General features: G+C 46.6%; 14 protein-coding genes. All 14 read left to right on the top strand.

The window, feature by feature from the left end:
• The first annotated feature begins 14 nt into the window (after window positions 1–14).
• Window positions 15–806, top strand: coding sequence for a propanediol utilization microcompartment protein PduB (gene pduB, locus ACZ449_RS17160; RefSeq protein WP_464257281.1), 792 nt, complete (start codon window positions 15–17; stop codon window positions 804–806).
• 21 nt (window positions 807–827) lie between these two features.
• Window positions 828–2,498: a propanediol/glycerol family dehydratase large subunit gene (locus ACZ449_RS17155; protein ID WP_464257280.1), complete on the top strand. Its 1,671-nt coding sequence runs from the start codon at window positions 828–830 to the stop codon at window positions 2,496–2,498.
• A gap of 16 nt (window positions 2,499–2,514) precedes the next feature.
• Window positions 2,515–3,165 carry a propanediol/glycerol family dehydratase medium subunit gene (locus ACZ449_RS17150; RefSeq protein WP_464257279.1) on the top strand — a complete coding sequence of 217 codons (651 nt, stop codon included), beginning with the start codon at window positions 2,515–2,517 and terminating at the stop codon, window positions 3,163–3,165.
• 20 nt (window positions 3,166–3,185) lie between these two features.
• Complete coding sequence (locus ACZ449_RS17145; protein ID WP_464257278.1) at window positions 3,186–3,704, top strand: diol dehydratase small subunit; 519 nt, start codon at window positions 3,186–3,188, stop codon at window positions 3,702–3,704.
• A gap of 13 nt (window positions 3,705–3,717) precedes the next feature.
• The gene (locus tag ACZ449_RS17140; protein WP_464257277.1) at window positions 3,718–5,541 is read left to right on the top strand and encodes a diol dehydratase reactivase subunit alpha; all 1,824 of its coding nucleotides are present in this window, start codon (window positions 3,718–3,720) and stop codon (window positions 5,539–5,541) included.
• A gap of 4 nt (window positions 5,542–5,545) precedes the next feature.
• On the top strand, window positions 5,546–6,034 hold the full coding sequence (locus ACZ449_RS17135) for a glycerol dehydratase reactivase beta/small subunit family protein (protein WP_464257276.1): 489 nt from the start codon (window positions 5,546–5,548) through the stop codon (window positions 6,032–6,034).
• Window positions 6,016–6,594, top strand: a complete 579-nt coding sequence (locus ACZ449_RS17130; RefSeq protein ID WP_464257275.1) for a BMC domain-containing protein — start codon at window positions 6,016–6,018, stop codon at window positions 6,592–6,594. Before ACZ449_RS17135 ends, ACZ449_RS17130 begins: the two co-directional genes overlap by 19 nt.
• A 1-nt stretch (window position 6,595) precedes the next feature.
• Window positions 6,596–6,874, top strand: a complete 279-nt coding sequence (gene eutM, locus ACZ449_RS17125; protein WP_093794825.1) for an ethanolamine utilization microcompartment protein EutM — start codon at window positions 6,596–6,598, stop codon at window positions 6,872–6,874.
• A gap of 196 nt (window positions 6,875–7,070) precedes the next feature.
• Window positions 7,071–7,718 carry a phosphate propanoyltransferase gene (gene pduL, locus ACZ449_RS17120; RefSeq protein WP_464257274.1) on the top strand — a complete coding sequence of 216 codons (648 nt, stop codon included), beginning with the start codon at window positions 7,071–7,073 and terminating at the stop codon, window positions 7,716–7,718.
• Window positions 7,719–7,730: 12 nt separating this feature from the next.
• On the top strand, window positions 7,731–8,531 hold the full coding sequence (locus ACZ449_RS17115; RefSeq protein WP_464257273.1) for a flavoprotein: 801 nt from the start codon (window positions 7,731–7,733) through the stop codon (window positions 8,529–8,531).
• A 58-nt stretch (window positions 8,532–8,589) separates the two neighbouring features.
• Window positions 8,590–8,880 carry a EutN/CcmL family microcompartment protein gene (locus tag ACZ449_RS17110; RefSeq protein WP_464257272.1) on the top strand — a complete coding sequence of 97 codons (291 nt, stop codon included), beginning with the start codon at window positions 8,590–8,592 and terminating at the stop codon, window positions 8,878–8,880.
• A gap of 125 nt (window positions 8,881–9,005) precedes the next feature.
• Window positions 9,006–9,983: a cob(I)yrinic acid a,c-diamide adenosyltransferase gene (locus tag ACZ449_RS17105; RefSeq protein ID WP_464257271.1), complete on the top strand. Its 978-nt coding sequence runs from the start codon at window positions 9,006–9,008 to the stop codon at window positions 9,981–9,983.
• A gap of 33 nt (window positions 9,984–10,016) precedes the next feature.
• Window positions 10,017–11,453: an aldehyde dehydrogenase family protein gene (locus ACZ449_RS17100; RefSeq protein ID WP_464257270.1), complete on the top strand. Its 1,437-nt coding sequence runs from the start codon at window positions 10,017–10,019 to the stop codon at window positions 11,451–11,453.
• 32 nt (window positions 11,454–11,485) lie between these two features.
• Window positions 11,486–12,817 (top strand): SLBB domain-containing protein, encoded by a 1,332-nt coding sequence (locus ACZ449_RS17095; protein WP_464257269.1) that lies wholly within the window; start codon window positions 11,486–11,488, stop codon window positions 12,815–12,817.
• Window positions 12,818–12,827: the final 10 nt, after the last annotated feature.

The following is a 12,827-nucleotide window of genomic DNA, read 5'->3' as shown; positions in this document are numbered from 1 at the left end:
GGAGGTGTAATTATATGCAAGACCAGTTGATCGAAAAGGTCATGGATGAAATTAAGAAACGTATGGAGACAGAAGCTCAGGCAGCTCCAGCCCAGGAAGCCGTGAAGGCAGCCTGCAACCCCGGTATTACCGAGTTTGTTGGTACTGCCATTGGTGATACGGTAGGTTTGGTTATTGCCAACGTTGATCCTATGTTACATGAAAAAATGAAACTTGATCCTAAGTATCATTCTATCGGTATTCTCGGTGCCCGTACTGGCGCCGGCCCGCATATTATGGCTGCTGATGAAGCAGTAAAAGCCACCAATACCGAAATCGTAACAATTGAGCTTGCCCGTGATACCAAAGGTGGCGCAGGTCATGGTTGCCTGATTATTTTCGGGGCTGAAGAAGTATCTGATGCTCGTCGGGCCATAGAAGTGGCTTTAAAAGAACTTGACCGTACTTTCGGTGATGTATATGGTAACGATGCCGGTCATCTTGAGCTTCAATATACGGCCCGCGCCAGCTATGCGATTAATAAAGCCTTTGGCGCACCTATCGGTAAATCCTTTGGCCTAATTGTAGGTGCACCTGCTGCTATCGGTGTTTTAATGTCTGATGTCGCCGTAAAAACGGCCAGCGTTGAAGTTGTCGGTTATGCCAGCCCTGCTAGTGGCACTTCCTTCTCTAACGAGGTTATTCTTCAAATCACTGGTGACTCCGGTGCTGTACGTCAAGCGGTAATTAGTGCTAGAGAAGTAGGCAAAAAAGTATTAGAAGCTATGGCTGGTCCGGCTCCATCCACGACAAATCCATATATCTAAAAATACAGGGGGGAAATTGAGATGAAGAGATCAAAACGTTTTGAGGTGTTGGAAGCCCGCCCTGTAAATCAGGATGGTTTCGTAGTCGAGTGGCCGGAAGTTGGCCTGATGGCTATGGGCAGCCCCAACGATCCTAAACCCAGTATTAAGATTGAAAACGGTAAAGTAGTTGAAATGGACGGTATTCCTCGCGCCCAGTTCGACTTTATCGATCAATTTATCGCAGATTATGCTATTGACACTGGCATTGCTAATAAAGCAATGGCTATGTCTGATGTTGAAATTGCCAAAATGCTTGTTGATGTCAATGTATCCCGGGATGAACTTATTAAGATTATTCGTGGCTTGACGGCAGCAAAAATTGTTGCTGTACTTAACACCATGAATGTAGTAGAAATGATGATGGCTTTGCAAAAAATGCGGGCCCGGAAGATTCCTTCAAATCAATGCCATGTTACTAACCCGCAAGATAATCCAGCACTCATTGCTGCCGATGCTGCTGAAGCAGCATTACGCGGTTTCGATGAAATGGAAACAACAGTAGCTGTTGTTCGGTATGCACCGTTTAATGCTTTGTCCATATTAGTAGGTTCCCAAGTAGGTCGTGGTGGCGTACTTACTCAATGCGCTCTTGAGGAAGCAACCGAATTGCTCTTAGGCATGAGAGGCATCACTGCTTATGCCGAAACTATCTCGGTATATGGTACTGAAAACGTATTCGTAGATGGTGACGACACTCCTTGGTCCAAAGCCTTCCTGGCCTCGGCATATGCTTCACGCGGTCTTAAAATGCGCTTTACTTCCGGCACTGGTTCTGAAGTACAAATGGGTTATGCTGAAGGCAAATCGATGTTATACCTGGAAGTTCGCTGCATTATGCTGACTCGTGGCGCTGGGGTCCAAGGTCTCCAGAACGGTTCTGTAAGTTGTGTTGGCGTACCTGCCGCTGTTCCTTCCGGTATTCGCGCTATTCTTGGTGAAAACCTAACAGCTGCAATGCTTGACTTGGAAGTTGCTTCAAGTAATGACCAAACCTTTACCCATTCCGATATTCGCCGTACCGCCCGAACTCTGATGCAAATGTTGCCAGGCACTGACTTTATTTGTTCCGGTTACAGCGCAACTCCGAACTATGATAACATGTTTGCCGGTTCCAACTGGGATGTTGATGACTATGATGACTGGAATATTCTCCAACGCGACCTTATGATTGATGGCGGTCTCAAGCCGGTATCTGAAGAAGACGTTATTGCTATCCGTAGTAAAGCGGCTAAAGCTATTCAGGCAGTATTTAATGAGTTTGGTTTCCCGGCTATTACTGATGCCGAAGTGGAAGCTGTTACTTATTGCCATGGCACCAAAGAAATCATTAAACGGAATGTTGTTGAAGACCTGAAGGCTGCCGAAGATATGATGAAACGTGGCATTACTGGTGTAGATGTCGTAAAAGCCCTTGCCAAATCCGGTTTTGCTGATGTTGCTGAAAATGCACTAGGTGTTCTTAAACAACGTATTTCTGGCGACTATCTCCATACCTCAGCAATTCTCGATAAAAATCTTAACGTTATTAGCGCTGTAAATAACAAAAACGACTACGCTGGGCCGGGAACAGGCTATCGCCTCAGCAAAGAACGTTGGGATGAAATTAAAGACATACGCCAGGCAATAAAACCGTCTGATTTTGACGTTTGATTTAGGAGAAAGGTGGATGGAAATGGAAATTAACGAACAATTGATTCGCGAAATAGTAGGGCAGGTTCTTGCCGGCATGGCGCAGCCTGGAGCTCCTAAAACAGCGGCCGCAGCAACCGGACGTCCCATGACCCTCGTGGAAAAAGGGGAAGCTCGTCCAGGTACCCGATCAGACGAAGTTATCATAGCTTTGGCTCCGGCCTTTGGCAAATATCAGAATAAAACTATCGTAAATGTACCCCATAGTGATGTACTCCGCGAAATGATTGCAGGCATTGAAGAAGAAGGCGTGCATGCAAGAGTAATCCGGGTTCTCAGAACCTCTGACGTAGCGTTTGCTGCTCATGACGCTACCAAGCTTAGTGGGTCAGGTATCTCTATTGGTATCCAATCCAGAGGCACTACGGTAATTCATCAAAAAGGTTTGCCGCCGCTGAGCAATCTCGAATTGTTCTCACAATCCCCATTACTCGATCTTGAGGCTTATCGGCAAATCGGTAAAAATGCCGCTCAATACGCGAAGGGTCAATCCCCTACCCCAGTACCAACTAGAAACGACCAAATGGCCCGGCCTAAATACCAGGCTATTGCAGCAGTACTTCATATTAAAGAAACTGAGCACGTAGTTCCCGGCGCTAAACCGGTCGAACTTGATGTGCAGTTTTAACTAGGCGGAGGTGAAAATAAATGTCAGAAAATAAAATGTTAGAAGATATCGTTCGTGAGGTATTAAAATCTATGGCTGGTGCTCCCGCTTCCCAAGCAACTACCTGTCAGGCTCCGGCATCAACTGGCCTTTGTCCTGAACGTGACTATCCGCTAGCTAGCAAGCGTCCCGAACTGTTAAGAACTCCTACAGGCAAAACATTGTCAGATATTACCTTAGATAAGATTATGAGCGGCGAGGTAAAATCCGAGGATGTTCGTATTACCCCGGAAACTCTTAGAATGCAGGCAGAGATTGCTGATGGCGTAGGCAGATACCAGTTTGGCGATAACCTGCGTCGTGCAGCTGAAATTGTTGCTATTCCGGATGATCGTGTTCTGGAAATTTATAATGCAATGCGTCCCTATCGTTCCACTAAACCAGAATTACTAGCTATTGCTGAAGAACTGGAAGTAAAATATAACGCAAAAATTAATGCCGCTTTAGTGAGAGAGTCCGCAGAAGTATACGAGCGCCGGAACCGTCTCAGAGCGGATTAAGGTGGGAATTTTCATGCCTATTATTGCAGGCGTGGATATAGGAAACTCCACAACTGAAGTGTGTTTGGCCCAAATTGAAGCAGGTCAAATAAAAAAATATGTAGCCAGCAGTATTATTAAGACAACAGGCATCAAAGGAACACTGGCTAATGTACCTGGTATTATTATCGCGCTGCAAGAGGCGGTAAGAACTGCTGGACTAAGCTTGAACGAGATAGGTCAAATACGGCTTAACGAAGCGACGCCGGTTATTGGTGATTTGGCTATGGAAACCATCACGGAAACCATTATCACCGAATCCACCATGATCGGGCATAACCCATCTACTCCCGGGGGAATTGGGTTAGGTGTTGGCATGACAATCACCTTTAGTCAGCTTGCCGGGAGTCAACCGGGGGCGAAAGTTATCTGTTTGATTCCGAAAGGCATTGATTTTGAAGATGCTGCGCGTGGCATTAATTCTGCCCTGAAGCGTGGTGTGGCCGTACAAGGTGCGATAGCACGGCAAGATGACGCTGTGCTTATCGCAAATCGGTTGAAGCAGGTAATACCTGTTGTTGATGAAGTTACTTTAATCGAAAAAGTTCCGGTGGGTATGCTGGCTGCTGTTGAGGTGGCTGAGGCTGGGCAGACGATTAAGACTTTATCTAATCCCTATGGAATTGCTACTGTATTTGATCTTACACCAGAAGAAACGAAAATGGTTGTACCCATTGCCAGAGCTTTGATTGGCAATCGCTCAGCCGTTGTTGTCCGTACTCCTGAGGGTGATGTAAAAGCTCGCTCCATTCCAGCTGGTTTCATTACTATCGTAGGGCAAAAGGGCAAAGCCGATATTGATGTCGAAGCAGGTGCAGCCGCTATCATGGAAGCCGTGGAACGAGTGCAGCCGGTTGTTGATGTACAAGGTGAAGCAGGTACTAATGTGAACGGTATGTTGGAAAGAGTGCGGCAGGTAATGGCTGAACTTACCACCCAGCCGCTAGCTGACATGAAAATCCAGGACATATTAGCTGTTGATACCTTTGTACCGCAAAAAGTACAAGGCGGTTTAGCCGGGGAATTTGCGCTGGAAGGTGCGGTAGCATTGGCTGCTATGGTTAAGACCAGTCGCTTGCCTATGCAGCAGATCGCCAACAAACTTCAGGCAGAACTGGGAGTAAGTGTCGTGATTGCTGGTGTTGAAGCCAACATGGCAATTCGCGGTGCCTTAACCACTCCAGGCACAGATACACCGCTGGCCATTTTAGATATGGGCGGTGGCTCTACCGATGCTGCCATCATTACCAGAGACTGTCAGACCCACTCCATTCATTTGGGTGGGGCTGGTGATATGGTAACCATGCTGATTAATTCCGAACTGGGACTCAATGATTTTGACCTGGCAGAAGATATAAAGAAGTATCCCTTGGCTAAGGTTGAAAGTTTATTTCATGTCCGGTTGGAAGATGGTACAGTAAAGTTTTATGATAAACATTTGCCGCCACATGTATTTGCCAGGGTAGTTATTTTAAAAGATGACGGTATGGTTCCGATACCTGTTGACCATGCGCTTGATCGAATCCGGCATGTACGGCGGGAAGCCAAGAAACGTGTTTTTGTTACCAATGCGCTCCGCTCCTTGAAGCGGGTTGCGCCTACTGGCAATATCCGGCACATTGAATTTGTCGTATTAGTCGGCGGTTCAGCTATGGACTTTGAAGTACCTGATATGGTAACAGATGCTTTAGCGGAATATGGTATCGTTTGTGGACGTGGTAATATACGCGGCAGCGAGGGACCTAGAAATGCTGTTGCTACAGGTCTGGTACTGTCTTATCTTGATAGTGAGGCGTGAGCTTATGCAGTCAGCTACAACACTAAATCGACCCAGCATAATTATTTGTACCTCTCCCGATCCAGCATGCGAAGCTAAGCTGCGAGAACTTCGAGCTGGAATGGAAGAAGAAGGCGTACCCTGTTCGCTCGTAGACGGCGGTTCGGCAGATGCCATAGCGCTTGCTTATAAGGGGGCGCAGGTTTCGCTGCTTGGAGTGGGCGTAGGTATTGCTCCAACTGCCATGTGTATCCATTATCAAAAATTGCCTGAAAACCAGCCGCTGTTTGTGCATGATGGTCAAAGTACTTTAGCTGAGTGGCGGTATTTCGGTTATAATGCCGCCAGGCTGGTAAAAGGGTTACCTTTTAAAGAAAATCCAATGGAAGAAGCTGCGGTTCCGGAAGATGCTACGGCCCAGCTTTACGAAAGTGTACGCGAGATTATTCTGAAAGTATTACAGGAAAGTGCTCAAGGCCATGGGGAGGTGAATACATGGTCAAAAATGCCTTAGGCCTGATTGAGGTAGTAGGTCTTGCAGCCGGTATGGAAGCGGCTGATGCTGCCGTGAAAGCAGCTAACGTGGAATTACTTGGCTATGAGCTTGCCAAAGGCGGTGGTTTAGTTGTTATTAAACTAAGCGGCGATGTAGGCGCTGTAAAAGCAGCTGTTGATGCAGGCGCAGCAGCGGCTGCAAAAGTAAACACAGTATATGCCAAACATGTCATACCGCGTCCGCACAATGAACTGGGCCAAATTATCATTAGTAAAGAGACTGTAGGACAAACGCCGGCCCCGAAGCTGACAGAAATTCGGCCAAGGATGGAAGAGGCTGCTCCGGCTGAGACTATAATTGAGGTGAAAGCGGACTCAGAGCCTGCTGATACGGCTAAGGAAAATACGAATATTCAAGTCGCGGAACCTGCGGAAGCGCCGCCGGCTGAAACGGAAAATCAGGCGCCTAGTAATCCGCCGGATGTTTGTAACTTGTGCGGAGATCCTGCATGTCCACGGAAAAAAGGCGATCCCAGAATCACCTGCATTCATTATGATAAGAACAAGGAGGATGAATAGTATGCGCGGAGAGGCATTAGGAATGGTTGAAACCAAAGGGTTAGTTGGCGCTATTGAAGCTGCTGATGCGATGGTAAAGGCCGCTAACGTAGCTTTGGTTGGATATGAGAAAATTGGTTCAGGATTAGTCACGGTTATGGTGCGCGGTGATGTTGGTGCTGTAAAAGCAGCTACTGACAGTGGCGCAGCTGCTGCCCAACGGGTGGGTGAACTGATATCTGTACACGTTATTCCCCGTCCTCACACAGATATTGAGAAGATTCTTCCCAAGTCAGAATAAGTAAAATAAAAGCGAGATCGCCACGCGTCGTACCTCAGTCGAGCATTTGCGTCCCACGTTCGACACTAGGCACGTCAGGTGCCGTCGTCGCAATGCCCATAAGTAATTTGGGTCATTTGCGAGGAACAGCGTGGCAATCTCGCTTTCTTAGAAAAAGTTATAGCAACTTGGTCATCGGATTAAACGGGGTGAGCTGATGGAACAAAAACTACTCGAACAGATTATAAGTCAAGTATTGGCTGCTATGCCTGAATTAAATCAGTCGGCAAAGACAGAGCAAGGTATACCAGTTGGTGTATCCAACCGTCACATCCACCTCTCTGCCGAGCATATGGAAGCCTTATTTGGTAGTGGATATACTCTTACTAAGGATAAAGATTTAAAACAAATTAATGAATTTGCTGCCAAGGAGACTGTTACCTTGGTAGGTCCCAAAGGCGTTATGCGTGGCGTAAGGGTGCTAGGGCCGATACGCAAATCAACTCAAATTGAAATATCCCGGACAGACGGATTTGCTCTGGGAGTAGCACCACCCTTGCGGGATTCTGGTAACATTCAAGGGTCACCCGGCATTGTTGTTGTAGGTCCTAAAGGTGCGGTTAATCTTGCCGAAGGCGTCATTTGTGCAACCCGGCATATTCACATGGAGCAAACCGATGCACAGCGGTTTCATGTAGCTGACGGTGACCGTGTCACTGTTAAAGTCAGTGGTTCCCGGGGTGGAAGTTTTGATGATGTTTTAGTACGGGTAAATCCTAATTTCCGACTGGAATTTCACATTGACACAGATGAAGCCAATGCCGTATTTCTGAAAAACGGCGATATGATCACTCTGTGTAAATAGGGGAGAACTAGTGTGGACAATGAAAAACTTGTGGAGTTAGTTATCACTGAGGTATTGCGTCGGCTCAAACAAGCGCAGAGCGAAAAACTTGTGCAAACGACCGGTTCACGGCATAAGGCATTGGCTATTTTCACGGGCGGCAGCATTGGACTTGAACCAAGCCTGGAGGAGCTTAGAGCTCTGCAGAATATCGGCGTAGAACTTACTATTGTGCTTTCGCTGACAGCAGAAACGATTGTAGGGGAGAAATGGATAAAAGAGAAACTGGGTAATGACGTCCGTGTTATTACTACCCAATCCCCTTATCCAGGTAACTATTTGCGTATGGCCGATATTGTATTGGTCCCGGTATTAACCCAAAACACAGCGGCAAAATTGGCGCATACTCTAGCTGATACCATGGTGTGTACGTTGATAATGCAGGCGTTGATGCTGGGTAAACCTGTAATAGCGGCAGCAAATGCAGCTGATCCGCAGGATAGTTGGCGGATACAAAAAAATATGAATCAAACACCGCCGGTGCTGTACGAAGCACTGAAAAATAATCTAAAAAAAATTGCCACCTATGGCATTGAACTTACTTCTGTAACAAATTTGGCGGCTGCGGCCCAAAAGGTGTTAAACAAAGAAGTTAGCGTTGATCTGCCAGCTGCTACGGCAAGAACCGCTAAAAAACAGGTACTGGATGCTGCTTTTCTTAGACATGCTGCACAGAGCGGGGAGAAGATCGTTCGTGTTGCCCAAGGTACCATTATCACTCCGCTGGCACGCGATGTTGCTAGAGAATGTAATGTAGATATCATTTGGGAGTAAGGTAGACCTGGGAAGCGATATTGAACCGCACTCTAGCAGAAGGAAAGGAAGAGTGAATATGTGGGTAGGTAAAATAATTGGCACACTTGTGGCTACACCTAAGGATGACAGCTTAACAGGCTGCAAACTGCTCATTGTTCAACCAACACGCTTTGGTACTGGTGCGCCAGGTAAGCCTATCGTAGCGGTAGACACAATTGGCGCCGGTACAGGTGAAACCGTACTTGTTGTTGATGGCAGTTCTGCGCGCCACGTGACCGGCAATCCGCATTCGGCAGTTGATGCAGCCATCGTTGGAATTATTGATAGTATCGAGATAAAGCGAGACTTGCTTGAGGAAGAGTGTTAACTCGAACTGAAGCTTAGCCGAGCCTATCCAGGGACTTAGGTGCTCTTAAATCCCGCTCAGAAGCGGGAGTCTTAGAGCAACTTGGTCATCGGATAAAACAAGATTTACTCGAGGAGTAATGTACCATGAAAGTGTATACCAAAACAGGTGATGAAGGAAAAACCAGTCTTCTGAGCAAAGAACGGGTATTTAAAGATAGTGACCGGGTAAACGCTTACGGTACTGTAGATGAAGCCAATGCCGCTATGGGCTTGGCAAAATCGCTGACCGACAAACAATGGGCGATTGATATTATCCATGCGATTCAAAAGGAATTAATTTTATTGAATGCTGATTTGGCTACCGACAATGCAGCCGATACTAGCGAGTATCGCATTACTCCCCAACATGTAGAGCGATTAGAGAAAATCATTGACAAGCTGGAGCTGCAGCGGATTCCGCAAAAGTATTTTGTTACGCCAGGGGAAACACAAACAAGCGCTGCGCTTGATTTGGCGCGGACTATTGTCCGGCGCGCTGAAAGATGTATTGTCAGACTTAGACGTACAGAAACTGTGAATACACCTGTGGCCCTGTATTTAAACCGTCTATCTGATCTGTTATTTGTTCTGGCAAGGTGTGTTGAGCAGGAAGATCTGATTACGAAGGTAAGCCAAATTGTAATGCAAGTTCTTCAAGGAACACCACAACAAGTTGATGGGGGGAAGAACGATATGTTGGAAAAGGCGAAAAAAATGATTGCTGCAGCTGAAAAGAAGGCAATTGAAATTAATGTACCGATGGTAATTGCCGTAGTGGATGCTGGCGGCAACCTTGTGGCTCAGGAACGAATGGATAATGCTTTACTGGCCAGTGTTTCTATCGCTTTGAACAAAGCATATACGGCAGTTGCACTTAAGATGTCTACCGAGCAGGCGGCAGCGGTATCCCAGCCAGGGCAAAGTCTATATGGAATCAACACTACTGATGGTTGTCGCATGGTCATATTCGGCGGCGGCATACCCATCTGGGATAACGGTGTTTTAGTTGGCGGAATTGGTGTAAGCGGCGGAGCAGTCGAGGAAGATATGTCTGTAGCCAAAGCCGGTCTGGCAGCCTTTTAAGATAAGGCTGTAAGGACGGAAGGAGGAAAATGAATGACAATTGATCAAAGTTTAGTTGCAAAAATTACAGCAGAAGTAATGTCCAGGGTTCAGGAATATAAAGCAGGTACTGTCGATAATGGCGGTATTTATGCAACTATGGATGAGGCTATAGTTGCAGCTCGTGATGCTTATAAACAGTTAAAAAAATTGTCTATTGCCCAAAGGGAAGAACTCATCCAGGCTATGCGTAAGGTTGCCCGTGAAAATGCAGAAATATGGGCTGAGATGGCCGTCAAGGAATCTGGCATGGGCCGGGTTACTGATAAAATCATCAAACATCATCTGGTTGCTGACAAGACTCCAGGTACGGAAGGACTTGCAACTGAAGCATGGTCTGGTGACAAAGGGTTAACATTGATTGAGATGGGACCTTATGGCGTCATTGGATCGATTACACCAACAACAAACCCGGCAGCAACCGTTATTTGTAACGCGATTGGCATGATTGCAGCCGGTAATGCGGTTGTCTTTAGTCCTCATCCTACTGCCAAAAATACATCCCTAACAGTAATCAGACAGCTAAATGAAGGCATTGTTAAAGCTGGTGGTCCGGCCAATCTATTAACCGCAGTTGTTGAACCATCGCTGGAAGCAACCAATGTTATGATGAAACATCCGTACATCAACATGCTTGTGGCTACTGGCGGCCCTGGTGTAGTAAAGTCTGTTTTGTCTTCTGGTAAAAAAGCTATTGGTGCCGGTGCCGGCAATCCGCCGGCCGTTGTTGATGAAACTGCCGATATTGAAAAAGCGGCCAGGGACATTATTGCCGGTTGTTCATTTGATAATAACCTGCCATGTATTGCTGAAAAAGAAGTTATTGTTGTCGGCTGTGTAGCTGATAAGTTGATATCCTACATGCAGCGGTATGGGGCTTATCTCATTTCCGGTCAAGATATTGACAAGTTAGCTAACGTCATTTTGACTGAAAAAGAAGAATTAGTTGCTGCCGGTTGTACCGAAAAACCCAAAAAGAGCTACGGAGTTAATAAGAAGTATGTCGGTAAAGATGCTAAGTACATTTTAAGCCAAATTGGTATTAATGTACCTGATAGTGTTAAAGCCGTCATTTGTGAAGCGCCGGCTGACCATCCATTTGTTGTTGAAGAATTGATGATGCCGGTACTGCCCATTGTGCAGGTAAAAGACATTGACGAAGCTATTGAGCTTGCTGTCAAAGTCGAACATGGCAACAGACATACGGCGATTATGCATTCCAAGAATGTGGATAACTTAACTAGATTAGCTAAGGCGATTGAGACTACTATATTTGTGAAAAACGCTCCGTCATTTGCTGGAATCGGTGTTGGCGGCGAGGGATTTACGACCTTTACTATTGCAGGGCCGACCGGCGAGGGACTTACCTCTGCACGCAGCTTTACCCGCCAGCGTCGCTGTGTTCTTGTTGATGCGTTTTCCATCGTGTGAGTAACATGATACGCCAAGAGAGTAGGTGACATATGCGGGAAGAAATTATTGCCGCCGTTAAAGCGGCAGGCGTAGTAGGAGCCGGCGGAGCCGGCTTCCCTACCTATGTAAAAATCAATGCCAATGTAGATACCGTTATTATTAATGGGGCAGAATGTGAGCCGCTGCTAAGGGCGCATCAGCTTATTATGGCAAGTGAAAGCAGCAAACTTATTGCCGGTCTAAAGACCGTCATGGTGGCTACTGGTGCGCGGCGAGGGGTTATTGGCCTCAAACGCAAATATGAAGATGCCGTAAATAAACTACAGACCGAACTTAAGCAAACAAGCGGTCAAGGAATTGAACTTTTTTTTCTGCCAGATATTTATCCGGCAGGTGACGAACAGGTGCTTGTGCATGAGGTAACTGGCAGAGTGGTACCTGAGGGCGGCATTCCACTGCATGTTGGAGTCGTTGTAGCTAACGTTGAAACTCTTATCAATGTAGCCGAGGCACTTACTGGGCAACCGGTTATCGATAAGTATGTTACCGTCACAGGTGCGGTCAATAAGCCTGCTACCTTTAAAGTACCTGTTGGGATGGCTATTCGCGAACTTATCCTATTGGCGGGTGGAGCTACTGTTGCCAATTATGCCGTTATTGATGGTGGACCCATGATGGGAAAGCTTACAACTGATGATCAGCCTGTTACCAAAACAACAGGCGGCATCATTGTGTTACCGCCTGATCACTCATTGGTAACCCAAAAAGCTACCCCCTGGTCGGTTATTGCTAACAGGGCTAAAGCCGTTTGTTGTAACTGCCGGGCTTGTACTGATGTATGTCCGCGTAATCTCCTCGGCCATAGTTTGGAACCACATCGGATTATGCAGGCCATTGGCAGAGGGCAGTATAACGAACACGATGTTGTTACGAAAGCCCTTCTCTGCTCAGAATGTGGAGCTTGTGAAACCTTCGGCTGTACCATGGGGTTATCACCACGCCGAGTTAATGCTGAACTAAAACGACAATTTTCTCAGGCGAAAATGAAGAATCCTCATAATGCTAAACCGCAAAAGTCCCGCATCAATCGGGAATATCATCTAATTCCTACGAAGCGGCTGCTCTACCGTCTGGGATTGGATAAATATGATGTTAAAGCACCGCTTGCAACAGTGCCAGTTACAACGAAAAATGTAAAAATACTTCTTTCGCAGCATATTGGTGCGCCAGCAAAACCTGTTGTTGCTGTAGGCACTATGGTTAACAAGGGTGATTTAGTTGCTGTTATTCCTGAAGGTGCAGCAGTAGGCACCAATCTGCATGCAAGCATTTCAGGACAAGTGGTTGCTGTGGATGGAGCCATTAGTATTCGGGCAGTGTAATGAGCAGGGG

The sequence above is a fragment of the Desulfosporomusa polytropa genome (assembly GCF_055380075.1).
Note: the sequence above shows the minus strand (reverse complement) of the source record. Positions and strands in the feature narration are given on the sequence as shown.

Bases quoted from the DNA above. Each gene is read 5' to 3' on its own strand.
- ACZ449_RS17095 (WP_464257269.1), top strand. From the start codon at position 11,486: ATGCGGGAAGAAATTATTGCCGCCGTTAAAGCGGCAGGCGTAGTAGGA.
- ACZ449_RS17105 (WP_464257271.1), top strand. From the start codon at position 9,006: ATGAAAGTGTATACCAAAACAGGTGATGAAGGAAAAACCAGTCTTCTG.
- pduB (WP_464257281.1), top strand. From the start codon at position 15: ATGCAAGACCAGTTGATCGAAAAGGTCATGGATGAAATTAAGAAACGT.
- ACZ449_RS17130 (WP_464257275.1), top strand. From the start codon at position 6,016: ATGGTCAAAAATGCCTTAGGCCTGATTGAGGTAGTAGGTCTTGCAGCC.
- ACZ449_RS17135 (WP_464257276.1), top strand. From the start codon at position 5,546: ATGCAGTCAGCTACAACACTAAATCGACCCAGCATAATTATTTGTACC.
- ACZ449_RS17155 (WP_464257280.1), top strand. From the start codon at position 828: ATGAAGAGATCAAAACGTTTTGAGGTGTTGGAAGCCCGCCCTGTAAAT.
- ACZ449_RS17140 (WP_464257277.1), top strand. From the start codon at position 3,718: ATGCCTATTATTGCAGGCGTGGATATAGGAAACTCCACAACTGAAGTG.
- eutM (WP_093794825.1), top strand. From the start codon at position 6,596: ATGCGCGGAGAGGCATTAGGAATGGTTGAAACCAAAGGGTTAGTTGGC.
- ACZ449_RS17100 (WP_464257270.1), top strand. From the start codon at position 10,017: ATGACAATTGATCAAAGTTTAGTTGCAAAAATTACAGCAGAAGTAATG.
- ACZ449_RS17145 (WP_464257278.1), top strand. From the start codon at position 3,186: ATGTCAGAAAATAAAATGTTAGAAGATATCGTTCGTGAGGTATTAAAA.
- pduL (WP_464257274.1), top strand. From the start codon at position 7,071: ATGGAACAAAAACTACTCGAACAGATTATAAGTCAAGTATTGGCTGCT.
- ACZ449_RS17150 (WP_464257279.1), top strand. From the start codon at position 2,515: ATGGAAATGGAAATTAACGAACAATTGATTCGCGAAATAGTAGGGCAG.
- ACZ449_RS17110 (WP_464257272.1), top strand. From the start codon at position 8,590: ATGTGGGTAGGTAAAATAATTGGCACACTTGTGGCTACACCTAAGGAT.